Genomic DNA, 18,669 nt, shown 5'->3' on the forward strand with positions numbered 1-18,669 from the left:
GAGGGGGCCGGGCGTCCGCGGCGTCGGTCGACCAGGTGGTGCGCGGGGACGGCTTCGTGCTCGCGGTGTGCGACTCGTCTGTTCCCGGCGAGGACCGCCGCCAGGAGGAGTCCGTGCTGGCCCGGCAGGATGGGATCCTCGCTTGGCACTGCGCGCGAGCCCCCGGTGCCGGTCGCCTTCCACCACCCGCCGCCGGTCCCGTTGCACACCCCGTACGTCGACCGGATCCGGCGGTTCGGCGAGGAGCGGCTCGAGGCTCTCGCCGCGCGGCACCCGCATCTGACCGCGTTCCGGTGTGGGCACGCCCACACAGCCGCCGCGACCACCTTCGCAGGGCGCCTGCTGCCGGTGGCGCCGGGCGTGGTGTCGGCGCTGCGGCTGCTCTGGGAGGCCCCGGGAGTAATCGCTTCCTGGACCGGGAGTGTCGATGCGCCGGAGTTCTCTTCGCCTCTGTGTGACGGTCAGTCTGGACGCTTCTGGTTCTCGATGTACTGCTTGATGATGCTCAGCTGTGCACCACCGGTGGACGCGGCGAAGTAGGAAGGGGACCAGAAGTGTTCGCCCCACAGGTACTCACGGATGTGGCCGGGGTATTCCTGGCGGAGTCTGCGGGCGGACACGCCCTTGAGAGATCCGACTAGCCTGGAGATGGCGACCTTGGGCGGGTAGTGCACCAGGAGGTGGACGTGGTCACGTTCGCCGTTGAACTCGACCAGGTCGGTTTCGAAGTCGGCGCAGACGGCCCGCATGATCTCTTCGCAGCGCGTGAGGATCTCGTCGGTGAAGGGGCCGCGCCGGTACTTGGGTGTGAAGACCAAGTGGGCGCCAAGGGTGTGGATGACCGTTCGACCCCTGCGGATGTTGGGGTCAGGTTCCCAGCGGGGTGACATAGACTAACTGTAGTACGGTGATTCGCGTGAAGCTCGTGACGCAGATCAAGCTGATGCCGGAGGCCGCTCAGGCTGCCGCGCTGTCGGCGACGCTGCGCACGGTCAACGAGGCTGCGAACTGGGTATCTGGGGTGGCGTTCGAGCACGGGTGCCCCCGTGAGTACGAGCTGCGCAAGCACACTTACGCCGAACTCAAGGCCCGCGGCCTGGGCGCTCAGGCCGCTCAGCACGTGATCAAGAAGACCCGCGACGCCTATGCCGCGCTGAAGGCGAACATCTGGGCCGGAAACCTCGGCAAGCCCGGGTCGAAGCGCTGGATCAAGGCCGAGTCCAAGCCGATCACGTTCCGGCCCGAGGCAGCACAGCCGTATGACGACCGGTGCCTGGCGTGGCAGTACGACGCTCTGACGGTTTCGATCTGGACCACTGCGGGACGGCTCAAGAACGTCCGCTTTTCCTGTTCCCCGGGCGCGCTCAACATGCTGCGGGAGCACCGCAAGGGCGAGGCCGACCTGATCGAACGCGACGGCGTGTTCTATCTGGTCGCGGTGTGCGAAGTGCCCGAGGCCCCTCTGAACGAGGCCCCGTCCGCGTTCGTCGGTGTGGATCTCGGCATCGTGAACATCGCCACTGCATCCAATGGTTATCGTGCTGCCGGGCGTGGCCTGAACCGGCACCGCAAGCGGCAGCTCGACCTGCGGCGCAAGTTACAGGCCAAGGGCACCAAGTCCGCAAAGCGACTTCTCAAGAAGCGCTCACGCAAGGAAGCCCGGCATACCGCCAACGTCAACCACATCGTTTCGAAGACCATCGTCACCGCCGCTGAACGCACCGGCTCCGGTATCGCCCTGGAAAACCTCAAGGGCATCCGCGACCGGGTACGGCTCCGAAAGGCTCAGCGGACGGACCTGCACTCGTGGAGCTTCCACCAGCTCGGCGCCTTTCTTGAGTACAAGGCCCGCCGGGCCGGGGTGCCGCTGGTGTATGTCGATCCGGCGTACACCAGTCAGCAATGTTCCGTGTGCGGTCACATCGACCGGAAGAACCGGGTCGATCAAGCAACGTTCGCGTGCCGGGCCTGCGGGTTCCTGGCGGACGCGGACGACAACGCGTCCCACAACCTCGCCGCACGCGGAGAGACCGTGTGGACCGCGGGGCGTGAGTCACGCGTCCCTGCCACCCCTTAAGGGGCGGCTGGACGGAGGGGCCAACCCAGCAGCCAGTTGGGCGCTACCTCAAAGCCCGGTCCTCTAGGGCCAGGCCAAGTTGACTGCTCTGTGACATGGCAGGGAGTCGCACCCGGCACCCGGCGCCCGGTGGGGGGACAGTGTCCGCAAGCCCCCGAAAAAGTGACGGCCGTTCATCTTACCCAGTGGTAGTTCCGTCAGTACCCTCCCCGTGACCCCGGTTCCCGACCCCACGGAGGAGCACGTATGTTACGTCCCGCCGCCCGCCTGAGAACTGCCGTCGCCGCCGCGCTGATCGCCCTGGGCGCGACCCTGCTGACACCGCCCGCCGCGGCCGCCGGAGCCGCCGACCCCGTGCCGCTCCCGATCGCCGACTACTGCGGCAGCCAGTGCTCGGACATCCTGCCGCCCGGCCAGAACGGCAATGCCACGCTCGCGCAGATCCTCCTGCACAAGGCCTTCGGCACGCTGCCCGCCCACACCTCCGACCAGCTGGCCCGCTACGACTCCCTGGTGGCCGGCTACCCGGGGCTGACCGACGCCAAGGTCAACGACTTCTTCAACGACGCCTCCTTCGGCGTGCCCGCCGGCCAGGTGGAGTCCACCACCAGCCCGCGCGCCGACGTCACCATCACCCGCGACAAGAAGACCGGCGTCCCCCACATCAAGGGCACCACCCGCTACGGGACCTCCTTCGGTGCCGGCTACGCCGCCGCCCAGGACCGGCTCTGGCAGATGGACCTCTTCCGGCACGTCGGCCGCGGCGACCTGACCCCCTTCGCGGGCGGCGCCCTCGCCAACCAGGGCCTGGAGCAGCAGTTCTGGCCGCAGGCCCCGTACACCGAGGCCGACCTCCAGGCCCAGGTGGACCGGATCGGCTCCACCGGGGGCGAGCGCGGCCGGCTCGCGATGGAGGACGCGCAGGCCTACGTCGACGGCATCAACCTCTACCGCACCCAGTCCAAGAACGGGCGCTACTTCCCCGGCGAATACGTCCTCACCGGCCACATCAACTCCATCACCAACGCCGGTGAGATCCAGCCCTTCAAGATCACCGACCTGATCGCCCTGGCCTCCGTCGTCGGCGGCCTGTTCGGCGGCGGAGGCGGCGGCGAGGTCCAGGCCGCGCTCTCCCTGCTGTCCGCACAGCAGAAGTACGGCCTGGAGGAGGGGACCAGGGTCTGGGAGTCCTTCCGCCAGCGCAACGACGCGGAAGCCGTCCTCACCGTCCACGACGGCGCGAGCTTCCCCTACGCCCAGAAGCCCGCGAACCCCCAGGGAACGGCCCTCCCGGACGCCGGATCCGTGGTCGCCGAACAGCTCGTCCACGACCGTACAGGCGCGGCGACCGCCAAGGAGGCCGCGAGCCCGCCGAAGCCGCTGTGGCAGAGCATGTCCAACGCCCTGCTCGTCTCCGGCGCCCACACCGCGAGCGGCCGCCCCGTCGCCGTCTTCGGACCGCAGACCGGCTACCTCGCGCCCCAGCTCCTCATGCTCCAGGAGATCCAGGGCCCCGGCATCAGCGCCCGCGGCGCCTCCTTCGCGGGCGTCAGCATGTACGTGCAGCTCGGCCGCGGCCAGGACTACGCCTGGAGCGCCACCTCCGCCGGCCAGGACATCACGGACACCTTCGCCGTCGAGCTGTGCGAACCCGGCGGCGGAACCCCGACCAAGGCGAGCACCTCGTACCTCTACCGGGGCACCTGCACGCCCATGGAGAAGCTCGAACGCGCCAACGCCTGGAAGAAGTCGGTCGCCGACCCGACCCCCGACGGCTCCTACCGGATGCAGGTCTGGCGCACGCACTACGGCATCGTCACCCACCGCGCCACGGTGGACGCGAAGCCCGTCGCCTACACCGCCCTGCGCTCCACCTACCGGCACGAGGCCGACTCGATCATCGGCTTCCAGATGCTCAACGACCCCTCGTACGTCAAGGACGCCCGCACCTTCCAGCAGGCGGTCCAGCACATCGGCTACGCCTTCAACTGGTTCTACGCCGACTCCCGCGAAGCCGCCTACTACAACAGCGGGCTGAACCCCGTACGCCCGGCCGCGGTGGACGCGGCCCTGCCGGTGCACGCCCGGCAGCAGTACGAGTGGCAGGGCTTCGACCCGGCCGCGAACACCGCCTCCTACACCCCGCCCGCCGAGCACCCGCAGTCCATCGGCCAGGACTACTACATCAGCTGGAACAACAAACAGGCGAAGGACTACGGCGCGGCCGGCTTCGGCATGGGCGCCGTCCACCGCGGCGACCTCCTCGACCGCCGGGTCAAGCAGCTCGTCACCGCCGGCGGCGTCACCCGCGCCACCCTCACGCAGGCGATGGCCGAGGCCGCCGTCACCGACCTGCGCGCCGAGAACCTGCTGCCCGAGCTCCTCGCCGTGCTGCGCAGCGCACCGGTAGCCGACCCGGCCGTCGCCGCGGCCGCCGACAAGCTGGCCGCGTGGCAGGCGAGCGGCGCCAAACGCAAGGAGACCGCGCGGGGTTCGCGGACGTACGCGCACGCGGACGCCATCCGGATCATGGACGCCTGGTGGCCGCTGCTGATCGAGGCCCAGTTCAAACCGGGCCTCGGCGCACCGCTGTACGACGCCCTGCGCGCCTCGCTCACCGTCGACGAGGCACCCAACGCGGGCCAGGGCCCCACCGGTTCGCACGCCGGATCGGCCTTCCAGTACGGCTGGTGGAGCTACGCGGACGAGGACCTGCGGATGGTCCTCGGACGCCCCGTGGCCGATCCGCCGTCCCGCGTCTACTGCGGGGGCGGCTCGCTCGCCGCGTGCCGCGAGACCGTGACCGCCACGCTGGGGCAGGCCGCCGCCGCCACCCCGGCGGCCGTGTACCCGGCCGACGGCACCTGCGCCGCGGGCATCCAGTGGTGCGCCGACTCGATCGTCCAGCGCCCGGTCGGCGGACTGTCCCACCCGCAGGTCAACTGGCAGAACCGGCCCACGTACCAGCAGGTCGTGGAGTTCCCGGCGCACCGCTGAGGCGGCGCGGGCATGACGGAGGCCCGCCGTTCCGGACGCTCTCCGGGCGGCGGGCCTCGGTGTGCGCGGGGGTCAGGGGCCGACGGTGATCTGCTGCGCCGGGTCGGTCGTGTCGGCGACGAGGTAGACCGCGTTGAAGGTGGACGTGGTCGCGCTCGTCGGGCAGCCGAACCCGCCGGTGACCTTCACCGGTACGGTCGCGTTGGTGAAGGTCAGGCTGGGCGGCGCCCCGTTGGTCCAGGTGCCGCCGACTTCGGCGGCGGCGGTGGGCGCGGTGGTGACCGTGCAGGAGGCGAGTCCGGTCGTCTTGACCACGAGGCCGCCGGCCGGCACGGTCATGGTCGCGGTGATGGGGGAGCCGTGCTGCATCGACACCGTCCAGGCACCGCTGGTCGTGACCGTGGGGGTCACGCCGGGGAAGCTCGACGTACAGGAGCTGTACGTCGGCGCCGAGATGGGGGACGAGACGGGCCCGGCCGGGTTCTGGTTGCCGGGGGCGGCCGGCACCGTGCCGGTGGCCACGGAGACGTTGCAGGTCACCGTCACCGAACCGGCCTTGAGGGTGGCCTTACCGCTGAGGGTGGCCTGGAAGGCGTGCCCGTCCGGGGTGACGGTGGTCGACCCGGCCACGGGTAACGGCGCGGCGGAGGCGGAGACCGAGGCCAGCGTGAGGGCTCCGGCGGCGGCCATCCCGAGGGCGAGAGCGGTGCGCGTACGGCTCATGGCTGTGCTCCTTGGGGATCGTGGTGCGAGGGTGTCGTGGGGGAGGGGGCGGCTGGCGGGGCGGCCGCGTGCGGCTGCCAGGCGAACATCAGGCCGCCGCCGAGAATGCCGAGCAGGGTGCCGATCAGGAATCCGCCGAGGTTCGACAGGACCAGGGCCGCGGTGGCGATCAGGGTGGTGAGGACACCCGCGAGAGCGCGCTGGGCGGGGGAGAACCAGGCGGTGAGGCCGAGCACGATCATCACGAGGCCCATCAGGACGGACGGGATCCCCGCCACCCCCTGCTGGAGCATGATCTTCAGTGGTGCCAGCGGGAGGAGGCAGATCCACACGCCGGCGAGGATGGTGAACAATCCGCCCCAGAACGGTCTGCCGCGCCGCCACCGCCGCCACCGCCGACGGCTCAGAAGCATTCCTTCTTGCCCTTGCTGATGTCCATGCGCAGCCCGGAGAGCTTGAAGGTGCCGGCGTTGGTGGCCCACGCCGTCTGCTGCAGATCGGTGATGCTGACCGTGTCGGCCTGCTGGGCGAACAGGTCCTGCATCCCCTGGGCGTCGGCCGGACCCTTGTCGAGGGTGGAGGCGTCGCGCCCGATCTCGATGTTGGTGAAGACCGCGTCGCCGGAGAGCTGCGTCGCGTCCACGAACAGGTTGCTCGCCTCGACGGGCTTCTTCTGGCCCGCCGTCAGGTTGAGCGAGATGTCGCCGATCACGGGGAGCGTGGTGACCACGGACTGGCAGAGGCTGTTGAGCTTCGCCTCCCGGATCGCGGTGACGGCCACCGGGATGAGCTCCTCGCGGGCATTGACGTCGACGCTGCCGTACTGGGCGAAACCCTCGCCCTGCAGGCTCTTCGCCGACACCTTGAACTGCTGCCCCGACACCGCGAAGGAGGCGGCGAGCGCCCCTTGTGCGAGGGCGATGCCGAGGCCGGCGGTCACGGCCACGGCGGGTACGGTCAGGAGGGCGAACCGCCGCCATCGGACACGGCCGGAGCCGCGGTCTTCATCGGATAAGTCGGATAAGTTCGGGGAATCCGTCATGAGATCGTCCCTTGTGTTCAGCTGTGAACCGTTGTTACCGACGAGTTGAATGTAAGAGTGCCAATGGGGGTTGGCAAGGTTGTGCGACCGCACGCTTTCAGCCGACTCCTACTGCTCCGTACGCAGCAGTTCGGCGACCTCCGCGTCCACCCGGCGCGCCATCGCCCGGGCGAACTCCGTGGCCACGACCTCCCCGGCGACAGGCCGCAGGGCCGTCACCGCCTCCGTGACGTGCTGAAGCTGTGTGGCCGAAAGTCGCTCCAGCCCCGCCGGGCCGATCACATGCCGCCGGAACAGTCCCACGAACCGGTCCGCGAGGGCGGCCGCCTGCGCCTGTACGAACTCCCCGGCGTCCAGGATCTCCGCGAGCGGCACCCCCTCGCGCACCAGCGCGAGCGTCGCGTCCAGCAGACGGGGGCTCGGGTGGGTGACCAGGTCCCCGTCGACCGTGACGTACCCGAGCTCCGCCGCCCGCCGGGTGTCCTCGGCCGTGGCCGTGGGGCCGAACAGCTCCCGCAGCTCGGCCCGCGTCATCGTGACCGGCTCCTCGCGCACCCAGTCCCGGGTCATCTCCCGTTCCAGGCCCAGCAGTCCGGACAGGCCGCCGCCGCCCTCCCACGCCTGCAGGAGCTCGGCGATGCCGTTGACCGTGTAGCCGCGCCCCAGCAGGTCGCTGATCAGCCGCAGCCGGGTCAGGTGGTCATCGGAGTACCAGGCGATCCGGCCCTCGCGGCGCGGCGGCGGCAGCAGCCCGCGCTCCTGGTAGTAGCGCAGGTTGCGCACCTTGACCCCGGCCGCGCGGGCCACGTCCTCCCGGCGGTAGCGCCCGCCACCGGTCCCGCCGTCGGCACCTTCATCGGCCCCGCCGCCCGTCCCGCCGTCCGCCCCGTCTCCCACCACCTGGCTGCTCACGCGGCAGAGTGTAGGACGTACCGGCAGGTCACATAGGCCGCGGCCGGTCTTCCTTGACGGCCCGCAGGATCACGAACTTCGGTTCGCTCGCGACGACTTCACTGTTGCCGAAGAGCCGTCGCAGGTGGGTGTGGTAGCCCATGTGCCGGTTGGCGACGATCCACAGCTCGCCGCCGGGCCGCAGCACCTTGCGCGACTGCGCGAACATCCGCAGCGCCGTCGCGTCCGTGGTCGCCTGGTGGGAGTGGAACGGCGGGTTGCTCAGCACCAGGTCCACGGAGCCCGGGGCCAGCATCGCGACCCCGTCGCCGACATGGAACTCGGCCGTCCGCCGGCCCTCGCGGATGTTCGCCTTGTACGTGGCCCGCGCCGAGGCGACCGCCTGGTAGGACTCGTCCGTGAAGACGACCTCGGCGTCCGCGTCGTGCACCTGCACCGCCGTGCCGACGACGCCGTTGCCGCAGCCCAGGTCCACGACCCGGGCCCCGTCGGTGTTGGTCGGCAGGTTCTGCAGGAAGAAGCGGGTGCCGACGTCGAGCCGGTCGGCGCAGAAGATCCCGGCGTGGTTGACGACGGTCAGCCCGGAGGCGGACCCGGCGTCCTCGTCCACCGTGTACGTCACCGGCCACGGCCCGGGGGTCGTGGGCCGTGCGGCGCCCGGAGTGCCCGGCGTGCAGAAGATCAGCCGCGCCTTCTTCTCGGCGAGCGAGGTCTTCGTCGGGCCCAGGATCCGCTCGAAGAGCCGCAGCGTGGAGGTGTGGATCTCCTTCACCATGCCGGTGCCGACGACCACGGTGCCCGCGTGCACGTGCGGGGCGAGCCGGTGCAGCTGGTCCTCCAGCAGCGCCAGGCTCTTGGGCACGCGCACCAGCAGGACGTCGATCTTCTCGGGCGGCGGATCCTGCGTGGTCAGCAGCGCGACCGTCGCCTTGGAGGTCCCGATCCCGTTCCGGTCGAGGTTCGCCGCGGTGGCGGAGCGGGTCAGGGAGGAGTCGGTGATCTGCGTCGGCCGGTACGCGGCGAGCGCGGTCGTCAGCGTCCCCCAGCGGTCCCCGACGACCGTGATCTGCCCGGCGCCGGCCAGGTCCACCGGCCCGCGCTCGCCGGTTCCGGCGTCGAGGTGGCGCAGCAGGTACTCGTCGGCGGCGTCCCAGGCGCGGAGCCGGTCGCGCGGGTCCTCGGGGAAGCGGGTGAGCTCGTAGGAGCCGAAAGGCGTGGTCAGGCGGTTCATATGGGACCCAGGCTAACCGAGCCGGAGCCCGGGCCCCGCATGCGCCGGGCCGGGCACCCCCCTAGTCCTCGAACTCGCCCGCCATCGCGGCGGCCATCCGCAGGTAGGGACGGGCCTCCGCGGCCCGCCCGCCGCGCTCCAGCGTGCGACCGAGCATCAGCTGTGCGTAGTCCTCCACGGGCCAGCGCTCCAGGATGGCGCGGAGCTCGTGCTCGGCCCGGGAGAGCTGGGCCCAGCACATCGGCCAGGATCCCCGCGAGGATCTCCTCCCGGGCGTCGCGCGGGGCCCGTGAGGCCCCGGGGGCCGGAGCGGCGGGCGCGGGCAGGGCGCGCCGGTCGAGCTTGCCGTTGGCCGTGGTCGGCAGCGCCGCCAGCGGTACGACCACGGCCGGGACCATGTACTCGGGCAGGCGGGCGGCGGCCAGGGCGCGCAGGGCCGCCGGGTCGGCGCTCGCGCCGGGTGCGGGGACGGCGTAGGCCACCAGGCGCTGCACGCCGGGCTGGTCCTCGCGGACGACGACGGCGGCCTGGGCGACCTCGGGGGCGCTGGCCAGGACGGCCTGGATCTCGCCGAGTTCGATGCGGAAGCCGCGCAGTTTGACCTGGTCGTCGGTGCGGCCGAGGTAGTCCAGCCGGCCGCCGCGGCTCCACCGCACCAGGTCGCCGGTCCGGTACATCCGGGTGCCGGGGGCGCCGTAGGGGTCGGCGGTGAAGCGTTCCGCGGTCAGGCCGGGGCGCCCGAGGTAGCCGCGGGCCAGCTGGACGCCGGCCAGGTACAGCTCGCCGGGCACCCCGACGGGCACCGGTCGCAGCCGCGCGTCCAGCACGTACACCCGGGTGTTCCACACCGGGGCGCCGATGGAGGCGCCGGCGGCGCGGGCGGCGTCCGGCCCGCTCTCCGGAGCCGGGCAGTCCGCGGCGGTCACGTCGACGGCCGCCTCGGTGGGCCCGTACAGGTTCACCAGGCGGGTTCCGGCGCCGCGCGCGGAGGCGTGGAAGCGGGCGACGAGTTCACCCGGAAGGGCCTCGCCGCTGCACACGACCAGCCGCAGGGCCGGGCAGCCGGCGACCGGGCCCTCGCCGAGGAACGCGGCGAGCATCAAGGGGACGAAGTGCAGGACGGAGACCCGCTGTTCACGGATCAGTTCGGCGAGGTAGCGGGGGTCCTTGTGCCCTTCGGGGCGGGCTATGACCAGGGGCACGCCCTCGGCGAGCGGCCAGAAGAACTCCCAGACGGAGACGTCGAAGCTCGCCGGGGTCTTCTGGAGCACCCGGTCGTCGGAGTCCAGTCCGTACGCGTCCTGCATCCAGCGCAGCCGGTTGACGATCGCCTCGTGCTCGACGAGCACCCCCTTGGGCCGGCCCGTGGACCCCGAGGTGAAGATCACGTACGCCGGGTGGCGGGGCAGCAGGGGCGCCCGCCGCTCCGCGTCCGCGACCGGACCGCACGGCAGCGCGGCGAGCTCGGCCGCCAGGTCCGGAGCGTCCAGGACCAGGATCTCGGTGTCGCCTAGCCCCGACAGGTCCCCCAGCGCCCCCAGAGCGCCCAGCGAGGGCAGGTCCGTCAGCAGGCAGAGCGGCGCCGCCGACTCCGTCATGTACGCCAGCCGTTCGGCCGGCAGGCCGAGGTCGAGCGGGAGGTAGGCGCCGCCGGCCCGGACGACCGCGTGCAGGGCCACGACCAGGTCGAAGGAGCGCGGCAGGGCCACCGCCACGACCGTCTCCGGGCCGACGCCCCGTTCGATCAGCAGGCGCGCCAGCCGGTTCACCCGCTCCTCGAACCCGGCGCGCGACAGCTCCCGCCCTTCGAAGACCAGCGCCGCGGCGAGCGGATCGCGCCGGCCGCCGGCCGCCACCAGCGCGTCCAGGGTCTGCGGCGACACCGGCCGGGCGGTGTCGTTCCACCCGGCCAGGACCAGCGCGCGCTCGGCGGGGTCCAGCAGCTCCAGTTCGGCCAGCGGGACGTCCGGGGCCGCCACGGCCGCGGCGAGCAGGCGCAGCAGCCGCGCCTGCAGGGACCGTACGGTCTCCCCGTCGAACAGGTCGGTCGCGTACCGCACCCCGCACGTCATCGTCGCGGGCGCGCCGCCGGCGCCCGGGGAGCGGCGGAAGAGGATCTCCAGGTCGAACTTGGCGTCGCCCGCCGCGACCGGGAACTCCTCGGCGCGCAAGTCCCCCAGCGCGCGCACCGGCTCCGCGCCGCCGTCCTCGTAGGCCACCATCGTCTGGAACAGCGGGTGCCGCGACAGCGAGCGCTCCGGGTTGACCGCCTCGACGACCGCGTCGAAGGGCAGGTCCGCGTGGGCCAGCGCGTCCGCGCCGAAGGCGGCCGTACGGCGCAGCAGTTCGCCGAACGAGGGGCCGCCCGACAGGTCGGCCCGGATGACCAGCGTGTTCACGAAGAAGCCGACGAGACCGTCCAGGGCCTCCTCGCCGCGCCCCGCCACCGGGCTGCCCAGCGCGATGTCCTCGCCCGCCCCGAGCCGGTGCAGCAGCGCCGCCACCGCCGCCGTGACCACGGTGTACACCGTGGTGCCCGCTTCCGCGGCCAGCCGCTCCACACCCGCCGCCAGCGGGTCCGGCAGCGCCGCGGTCACGGTGCGGCCCTCGTGCGAGGGCAGGGCCGGCCGGGGCCGGTCCAAGGGCAGCGCCGCCTCCTGCGGCAGACCCGCGAGGGCCTCCCGCCAGAACTCCGCCTGACGGTGCGCCACGGACCCGGGGACGCCCACATCGCCCAGCAGCTCGCGCTGCCACAGCGCGTAGTCCGCGTACTGGACCGGGAGCGGCGCGCTCTCGGGGAGCCCGCCCGCGGACCGGGCCGCGTAGGCGGCGGCCAGATCGGCCAGCAGCGGACCGGCCGACCACTCGTCACCGGCGATGTGGTGCAGCAGCAGGAGCAGCACCTGGTCGTCGGCGGCGGTGCGCAGCACCGTGACCCGCAGCGGCGTCTCGGTCTCCAGGTCGAAGGCGTGACCGGCCGCCGCGTCGATGCTCCGGCCCAGAGCGGCCGGCTCGACGTCCGTCACCGTGAACGGCACCGACACCTCCGCGGGCTCCAGCACCCGCTGGTACGGGCCCCGCGCGTCCTCCGCACAGACGGTGCGCAGCGCCTCGTGACGCGCCGTCACCGCGTGCACGGCCGCCTCCAGCGCTGCCGTGTCCACCTGTCCGCGCAGCCGCAGCGCGAGCGGGATGTTGTAGGTGGAGTTCGCGCCCTCCATCCGGTGCAGGAACCACAGCCGCGCCTGGGCGTACGACAGCGGCAGCCGCTCCGGACGCGGACCCGCCACCAGCGCCGGGCGCACCGCCGCGGCGCGGCCCGACAGCCGCTCCGCGAGCCCCGCGACCGTCCGCAGCTCGAACACGTCCCGCACCGAGCACTCGGTGCCCAGCGCCGCCCGGACCCGGGCCACCACCCGGGTGGCCAGCAGGGAGTGGCCGCCCAGCCGGAAGAAGTCCTCGTCGGCCCCGACCGAGGAGACCCCCAGCACATGGGCGAAGACCTCGGCGATCCGCTCCTCGGCGACCCCGCGCGGTGGCCTCCCGGAGCTCTCGGCGGCGACCACCGGCACCGGCAGCGCCGCCCGGTCCAGCTTGCCGTTCACGTTCGTCGGCAGCACCGGCAAGGCCATCACGGCGGCCGGCACCAGGTGTTCGGGCAGCCGCTCGGCCAGCTCGGCCCGCAGCCGGGCCGGATCGGCCGTGCCCGTGACGTAGCCGACGAGCCTGGGCAGGCCCGGCTCGTCCTCACGGACCACCACGGCGGCCGAGGACACCCCGTCCAGGGCCGCGAGTTCGGCCTCCACCTCGGCCGGCTCCACCCGGAAGCCGCGGATCTTGACCTGGTCGTCGGCCCGGCCCAGGAACTCCAGCAGCCCGTCCGCGCGCCACCGGACGAGGTCGCCCGTCCGGTACATCCGGGTGCCCGCGGCGCCGAACGGGTCCGCGACGAACCGCTCGGCCGTCAGCGCGAACCGGCCCAGGTAGCCGCGCGCGTTCTGCCCGCCCGCCAGGTACAGCTCACCGGGCACGCCCACCGGCGCCGGCCGCAGCCGCCCGTCCAGGACGTAGGCCCGGCTGTTGTCCAGCGGCCGCCCCACCACCGGTGAGGCGCAGTCGCCCACGCGCGCCACCAGCGCGTCCACCGTGAACTCCGTCGGACCGTAGTAGTTGACGACCTCCACACCGGTGACGGCGCGCAGCTCCTCCCACAGCGCGGGCGGCACCGCCTCCCCGCCGAGCAGGAACAGCGGCGGCCGCCAGTCGCCGGCCAGCAGCCCGGCGTCCACCAGCTGACGGCCGTACGAGGGGGTGACGTCGAGCGTGTCGATCCGCTCCGCGCGCACGTAGGTCACGACCGCGTCGGCGTCCCGGCGGCCGTACTCGTCGAGGACGTGCAGCTCGTGCCCGGCCACCAGCCACAGCAGCTGCTCCCACGACGAGTCGAAGGAGAACGAGGCCGTGTGCAGGGCCCGCACCCGCCGTCCGAGCCGCTCGGCGACGGGCAGGTACAGCTCCCGCTCGTGGTCGCGGAAGAGCCGGGTCAGCCCGGCGTGCCGCAGGACGACGCCCTTGGGCCGGCCGGTGGAGCCGGAGGTGTAGATGACGTACGCGGCGTGCTCGGGATCCACCGGCACGCGGGCCGCGGGGGCGGCGGCCGCCAGCCGCTCCACCGTGCCGGGGTCGTCCAGCACCAGCAGCTCCGTGCCGGGCATCCGGTCCGCGCCGGGCAGCCGGTCCGCGACCGCCCGGGTCGTGACCACGCACACGGGCGCCGCGTCCTCGAGCATGAACGCGATCCGCTCGGCGGGGTGATCCAGGTCCAGCGGCAGGTAGGCGCCGCCCGCCCGCAGGACGGCCAGGGTCGCCACGACCGTGTCGGCCGAGCGCGGCACGGCCAGCGCCACCACCGCGTCCGGTCCGACGCCGTGCCCGGCGAGCAGCGCGGCCAGCCGGCCCGCCCGCTCATCGAGTTCGGCGAAGGTCAGCCGCTCCGCTCCGGCGACGACGGCCAGGGCGTCCGGGGCGGCGGCCGCCCGGGCCGCGAACACCTCCGTCACCGTCCCCGGCTCCACCGGGCGGTCCGTGTCGTTCCAGCGGTCCTGCCGGGCCCGCTCGGCCGCGTCCCGCAGCTCCCACCACGACACCGGGTCCGCGGGCGCCGCGGCGGCGGCGGCCAGCGCGCGCAGCAGCCGGTCCGTGAACGTCTCCACGGTCGCCCGGTCGAACAGCGCGGTCGCGTAGAAGACCTCCAGCTCCAGGTCCTCGCCGTGCGCCGCGTCCGCGAAGGTGACGTCGAGGTCGAACTTGGTCACACCGGGGTCCACCCGGTCCACCCGCGTGGGGAGTCCGAACAGGTTCGCCACGTCCTGCGTCACCGTGCTGTACGACACCATCGTCTGGAACAGCGGGTGCCGGGCGAGCGAGCGCCGCGGGTTGACCTCCTCCACGACCCGGTCGAACGGCAGGTCCGCATGGTCCAGCGCGGCCAGGTCGGCCGTGCGCACCCGCTCCAGCAGCTCCCGGAAGGACGGGTCGCCGGACAGGTCGGTGCGCAGCACCACCGTGTTGACGAAGAAGCCGACGAGCTCGTCGAGCGCACTGTCGCCGCGGCCGGCGACGGGACTGCCCAGCACGATGTCCTCGCCCGCCCCGAGCCGGTGCAGCACCGCGGCCACCGCCGCGTGCACCACCATGAACACGCTGGTGCCGCTCTCACGGGCCAGCGACCGGACCGCCGACGCCAGTTCGCGCGGAACCCGTCTGAAGACCATGGCACCCGCCGGATCGGCCACCGCGGGCCGCGGCCGGTCGGCCGGCAGCCCGGCCTCCGGCGGCAGCTCCGCCAGGGCCCCGCGCCAGTACGCGGCCTGCCGGGCGGCGAGCGAACCCGGGGTCCGCGCCGAGCCCAGCAGCTCCCGCTGCCACAGCGCGAAGTCGGCGTACTGCACGGCGGGGACCCCGAGCTCCGGGGCACCGCCCGCGCACCGGGCCGCGTAGGCCCGCTCCAGGTCGCGCAGGAACGGCCCCATCGACCACTCGTCGCTCGCGATGTGATGCAGCAGGACCACCAGGGCGTGGGCCCCGCCGGTCTCCTCGCGCACCAGCGTCACCCGCAGCGGAGCCTGCGCCGACAGATCGAACAGGTGATCCAGCGCCGCCCCGACCGCCGCCTCGAACCCGGCCGCGGCCACGTCCTCCACGTGCAGCCGCACTCCCGCCGCGGCCACGTCGAGCACCCGCTGGTACGGCTCCCCGTCGCGCTCCCCGAAGACGGTCCGCAGGGTCTCGTGCCGGCCCGCCACGTCCCGCAGCGCCGCGTCCAGCGCGTCCGCGTCGAGCGCCGTGTCGAAGCGCACCACGAACGGGATGTTGTAGGTGGCGCTCGCGCCCTCCATCTGGTGCACGAACCACAGGCGCTGCTGCGCGTACGAGAGCGGCAGCGGGTCGGGGCGCGGACCCGCGGCCGGCGCCGGGCGGGCGGCGGCCGTGCGTCCGGCGAGCAGCGCCGCCAGGGCGGCCGCCGTGCGCGCCTCGAAGACGTCCCGGATCCCGCACTCGGTGCCCAGCGCCGTGCGCACGCGGGCGATCACCCGTGCGGCCAGCAGGGAGTGGCCGCCGAGGGCGAAGAAGTCGTCTTCGGGTCCGACGGAGCCCAGGCCGAGCACGTCCGCGAAGACGCCGCAGAGGATCTCCTCGCGGGCGCCGCGCGGGGCCCGGGCCCCGGCGGCCGCCGCCGCGGCCAGGTCGGGGGCCGGCAGCGAACGGCGGTCGATCTTGCCGTTGGCGGTCAGCGGGAAGGCGTCGAGGAGGACCACGGCGGACGGCACCATGTACTCCGGCAGCCGCTCCGCGAGGGCCCGGCGCAGCGCGGCCGGGTCGGGGTCGGGGACCCCGGCCGCGGACGTGACGTAGCCGACGAGGTGCGGGAAGCCGGGGAGGTCCTCGCGGACCAGGGCCACGGCCCGGTCCACGCCCCCGCCGGCGGTCAGGGCACTCTCGATCTCGCCGAGTTCGATGCGGAAGCCGCGCAGTTTGACCTGGTCGTCCACCCGCCCGAGGAAGGAGATCGTGCCGTCCGCGGCGCGGCGTACGAGGTCTCCGGTGCGGTACATCCGGCTGCCGGCCGGGCCGTACGGGTCGGCGGTGAACCGCTCCGAGGTCAGCGCGGCCCGGCCGAGGTAGCCGCGGGCGAGCTGGTCCCCGGCCAGGTACAGCTCACCGGGGCGGCCGGCCCCGACCGGGCGCAGGGCGCCGTCCAGGACGTGGGCGCGGGTGTTCCAGAAGGGCGTCCCGATGCCCGGGACGCCGGTGTGGTCCGGGGCGAGCGGGCTGGAGGTCGCCCAGACGGTCACCTCGGTCGGTCCGTACACATTGGTGACCGACCGCGCGGTGCGCGCGAGGCGTTCGGCGAGGGCGGCGGGCAGGGCCTCCCCGCCGACCAGGACGCGGGTGCCTGCGAGCGAGTCCGGGCGGCCGTCCTCCAGGAGGGCGTGCCACAGCGAGGGGGTGGCCTGCATGACGGCGGGGGCGTGGGAGTCGACGAGGGCGGCGAGCGCGGCCGGGTCCCGTACGGTGTCGCGGTCGGCGAGGACCACGGTGGCGCCGCAGATCAGCGGGGTGTGGATCTCCAGGGCGGCGATGTCGAAGGAGATGGTGGTGACGGCGACGAGCCGGTCGGCCGGGGCCAGTTCGAGCTCGTGGGCCTGCATGCGCAGGAAGTTGGCCAGGGCCGAGTGCGGGACGACCACGCCCTTGGGGCGGCCCGTCGAGCCCGAGGTGTAGATCACGTACGCGGGGTGGGCGCCGGTCAGCGGCGCGGTGCGGTCGGCGTCCGCGGGGGCGTCGGCGGCGGTGTCCGCGAGCTCGGCGAGGGTGTCGGGCGCGTCGAGGACGACGGTCTCGACCCCGTCCACGACGGGGGCGGCCGCCGCGTGGCCGAGGGTGGTCAGCACGCACAGCGGGCGGGCGTCCGCGACCATGAACTCCAGCCGGTCGGCCGGGTAGTCGAGGTCGAGCGGGAGGTAGGCGGCGCCCGCCTTCAGCACGGCGAGCAGGGCCACCACGAGGTCGGCGGTGCGGGGCAGGGCGAGACCGACGACGCTCTCGGGTCCGGCGCCGCGCCCGATGAGCAGGCGGGCGAGCCGGTTGGCGCGCTCCTCCAGGCCCGCGTAGTCCAGGGTCCGCGTGCCCGCGACCACCGCGGGCAGGCCGGGGTGCAGCCGGGCGGCGTCCTCGAAGGCGTCGACGACCGTGCCGGGCGGAACCGGGCGGGAGGTGCCGTTCGCGTCGAGCAGCAGGGAGTCCCGGGCCGTCGCGGGGAGCAGGTCCGGGCGCCCGACGGGCGCCTGCGGGCCGGCCGCGGCGGCCTCGCGCAGGAAGTGCGTGAACTCGGCGCGCCGCGCGGCCAGCGTCCCGGCGTCGTACGCCTGCGGATTGGCGTCGAGTTCGAAGCGGATGCGGCCCTCGGCGGCGTCGTGGTGGACGCCCAGGGTGAGGTCGTCCACCGGTCCGGCGGCGACGTTGTGCACGGAGCCGGCCGCCCCGGCGAAGTCGAGCTCGTTGTCGAAGGCCTTGATGTTGACCATGGGCCCGAGCAGACCCTGGTCGCGGCCCGACAGCCCGAGGTCGCGGCGGATGTCCTCGGCCCGGTAGCGCTGGTGGCGGCGCAGGTCGCGGACGTCTGCCGCGACCTGGCCGACCAGCTCCGCCAGCGGGGTCTGCGGGCGGACGGAGACCCGCAGCGGCAGCACGTTGACGACCATGGCGGGCACCTTGAGGGCCGCCGAGCCGAGCCGCGCCATGGCGGGCAGGGACAGCAGCACGTCCCGGCTCCCGGTGGCCCGGTGCAGGTAGGCGGCGAAGGCGGCGGTCATCACGTCGGCCCAACTGGACCTGGCCGCACGGGCGATGGCGAGCAGTCCGGCCGTCTCGGCGGCGGTCAGCGTGGCGCCGTCGCGCAGGAAGGCGTGGGCCGCGGGGAAGCGGGCGCCGGCCAGCGGTTCCGGTTCGGGGTGGTCGGCGAGCCGCTCCAGCCAGTACGCCCGGTCCTCGGCGCACCGCGGCGAGGCGCGGTAGGCCTCCTCCTCGGCGAGGACGGCCTCCAGGCCGCCGGACGGGGCGGGCGGCGGCTCCTCGCCGCGGACGAGGGCCGTGTAGACCTCGGCCGTGCGCCGGGAGACCAGGGAGAACCCGAAGGCGTCGAGCACGATGTGGTGGGCCCGCTGGTACCAGAGCGTGCGGTCCGGGCCGACCTTGTGGAGGGTGAACACGCACAGGGAGTCGCGGACCGGGTCCACGGGGCGGGCCATGTCGGTCCGCATGAGGGAGAGCGCGGTGCCGTACGGGTCCTCCTGGCCGGTGTGGTCGAGTACGGCGACCAGCGGCCCGCAGGCGGGTCCGCTCCAGGTGAGCTGGTACGGATTCCCGTCCTCGTCCTCCGCGAACCGCGCCGTGAGCGCCTCGCTCTCGGCGACCGTCCGGCGCAGCGCGGCCACGAACAGGCCGGCGTCCAGGGGGCCGTCGATCTCGACGTACTGGCCGACGTTGTAGACCGGGGAGTCGGGGGCGAGGCGCTGGCCGTACCAGACACCGGTCTGGGCCCCGGTGAGGGGAAGGCGCTGGGAGGGACGCTCGGTCATGGAATCGTGCTCCAGGTTCGCTGCGGGCACCGGCCGGCGGCGGGAC

Annotated in this window: 9 protein-coding genes; 2 read left to right on the top strand and 7 right to left on the bottom strand. The window is 73.6% G+C overall.

Going from position 1 to position 18,669, the window contains the following annotated elements:
• Window positions 1–461 precede the first annotated feature (461 nt).
• Window positions 462–890 carry an IS200/IS605 family transposase gene (tnpA, locus tag ACTVZO_RS34215; protein ID WP_443302015.1) on the bottom strand — a complete coding sequence of 143 codons (429 nt, stop codon included), beginning with the start codon at window positions 888–890 and terminating at the stop codon, window positions 462–464.
• A 26-nt stretch (window positions 891–916) separates the two neighbouring features.
• On the opposite strand from tnpA, the gene ACTVZO_RS34220 reads away from it, so the two are divergent.
• Both ACTVZO_RS34220 and ACTVZO_RS34225 read left to right on the top strand, forming a co-directional pair.
• Window positions 917–2,077 carry an RNA-guided endonuclease InsQ/TnpB family protein gene (locus ACTVZO_RS34220; protein ID WP_443302016.1) on the top strand — a complete coding sequence of 387 codons (1,161 nt, stop codon included), beginning with the start codon at window positions 917–919 and terminating at the stop codon, window positions 2,075–2,077.
• 246 nt (window positions 2,078–2,323) lie between these two features.
• Entirely contained in the window at window positions 2,324–5,074 is a 2,751-nt protein-coding gene (locus tag ACTVZO_RS34225; RefSeq protein ID WP_443302017.1) for a penicillin acylase family protein, read from the top strand.
• 72 nt (window positions 5,075–5,146) lie between these two features.
• On the opposite strand, the gene ACTVZO_RS34230 is transcribed toward ACTVZO_RS34225, so the two are convergent.
• The 6 genes from ACTVZO_RS34230 to ACTVZO_RS34255 form a co-directional block, all read right to left on the bottom strand.
• Window positions 5,147–5,797, bottom strand: coding sequence for a hypothetical protein (locus tag ACTVZO_RS34230; protein WP_443302018.1), 651 nt, complete (start codon window positions 5,795–5,797; stop codon window positions 5,147–5,149).
• Window positions 5,794–6,210, bottom strand: coding sequence for a DUF6114 domain-containing protein (locus ACTVZO_RS34235; protein ID WP_443302019.1), 417 nt, complete (start codon window positions 6,208–6,210; stop codon window positions 5,794–5,796). Before ACTVZO_RS34235 ends, ACTVZO_RS34230 begins: the two co-directional genes overlap by 4 nt.
• Window positions 6,201–6,839, bottom strand: a complete 639-nt coding sequence (locus ACTVZO_RS34240; protein ID WP_443302020.1) for a DUF6230 family protein — start codon at window positions 6,837–6,839, stop codon at window positions 6,201–6,203. The genes ACTVZO_RS34235 and ACTVZO_RS34240 overlap by 10 nt, the downstream gene beginning before the upstream one ends.
• A 108-nt stretch (window positions 6,840–6,947) precedes the next feature.
• Window positions 6,948–7,751 (bottom strand): MerR family transcriptional regulator, encoded by an 804-nt coding sequence (locus ACTVZO_RS34245; protein ID WP_443302021.1) that lies wholly within the window; start codon window positions 7,749–7,751, stop codon window positions 6,948–6,950.
• 28 nt (window positions 7,752–7,779) lie between these two features.
• Window positions 7,780–8,973: a methyltransferase gene (locus ACTVZO_RS34250; protein ID WP_443303359.1), complete on the bottom strand. Its 1,194-nt coding sequence runs from the start codon at window positions 8,971–8,973 to the stop codon at window positions 7,780–7,782.
• Window positions 8,974–8,978: 5 nt separating this feature from the next.
• Window positions 8,979–18,623, bottom strand: a complete 9,645-nt coding sequence (locus ACTVZO_RS34255) for an amino acid adenylation domain-containing protein (RefSeq protein WP_443302022.1) — start codon at window positions 18,621–18,623, stop codon at window positions 8,979–8,981.
• Window positions 18,624–18,669: the final 46 nt, after the last annotated feature.

This window comes from Streptomyces sp. IBSNAI002 (genome assembly GCF_052244475.1).
Taxonomy (GTDB): domain Bacteria; phylum Actinomycetota; class Actinomycetes; order Streptomycetales; family Streptomycetaceae; genus Streptomyces.

What these genes read in the sequence shown, in the direction of transcription:
- tnpA (WP_443302015.1), bottom strand. Translation starts at nt 890, where the DNA reads ATGTCACCCCGCTGGGAACCTGACCCCAACATCCGCAGGGGTCGAACG.
- ACTVZO_RS34225 (WP_443302017.1), top strand. Translation starts at nt 2,324, where the DNA reads ATGTTACGTCCCGCCGCCCGCCTGAGAACTGCCGTCGCCGCCGCGCTG.
- ACTVZO_RS34230 (WP_443302018.1), bottom strand. Translation starts at nt 5,797, where the DNA reads ATGAGCCGTACGCGCACCGCTCTCGCCCTCGGGATGGCCGCCGCCGGA.
- ACTVZO_RS34235 (WP_443302019.1), bottom strand. Translation starts at nt 6,210, where the DNA reads ATGCTTCTGAGCCGTCGGCGGTGGCGGCGGTGGCGGCGCGGCAGACCG.
- ACTVZO_RS34240 (WP_443302020.1), bottom strand. Translation starts at nt 6,839, where the DNA reads ATGACGGATTCCCCGAACTTATCCGACTTATCCGATGAAGACCGCGGC.
- ACTVZO_RS34255 (WP_443302022.1), bottom strand. Translation starts at nt 18,623, where the DNA reads ATGACCGAGCGTCCCTCCCAGCGCCTTCCCCTCACCGGGGCCCAGACC.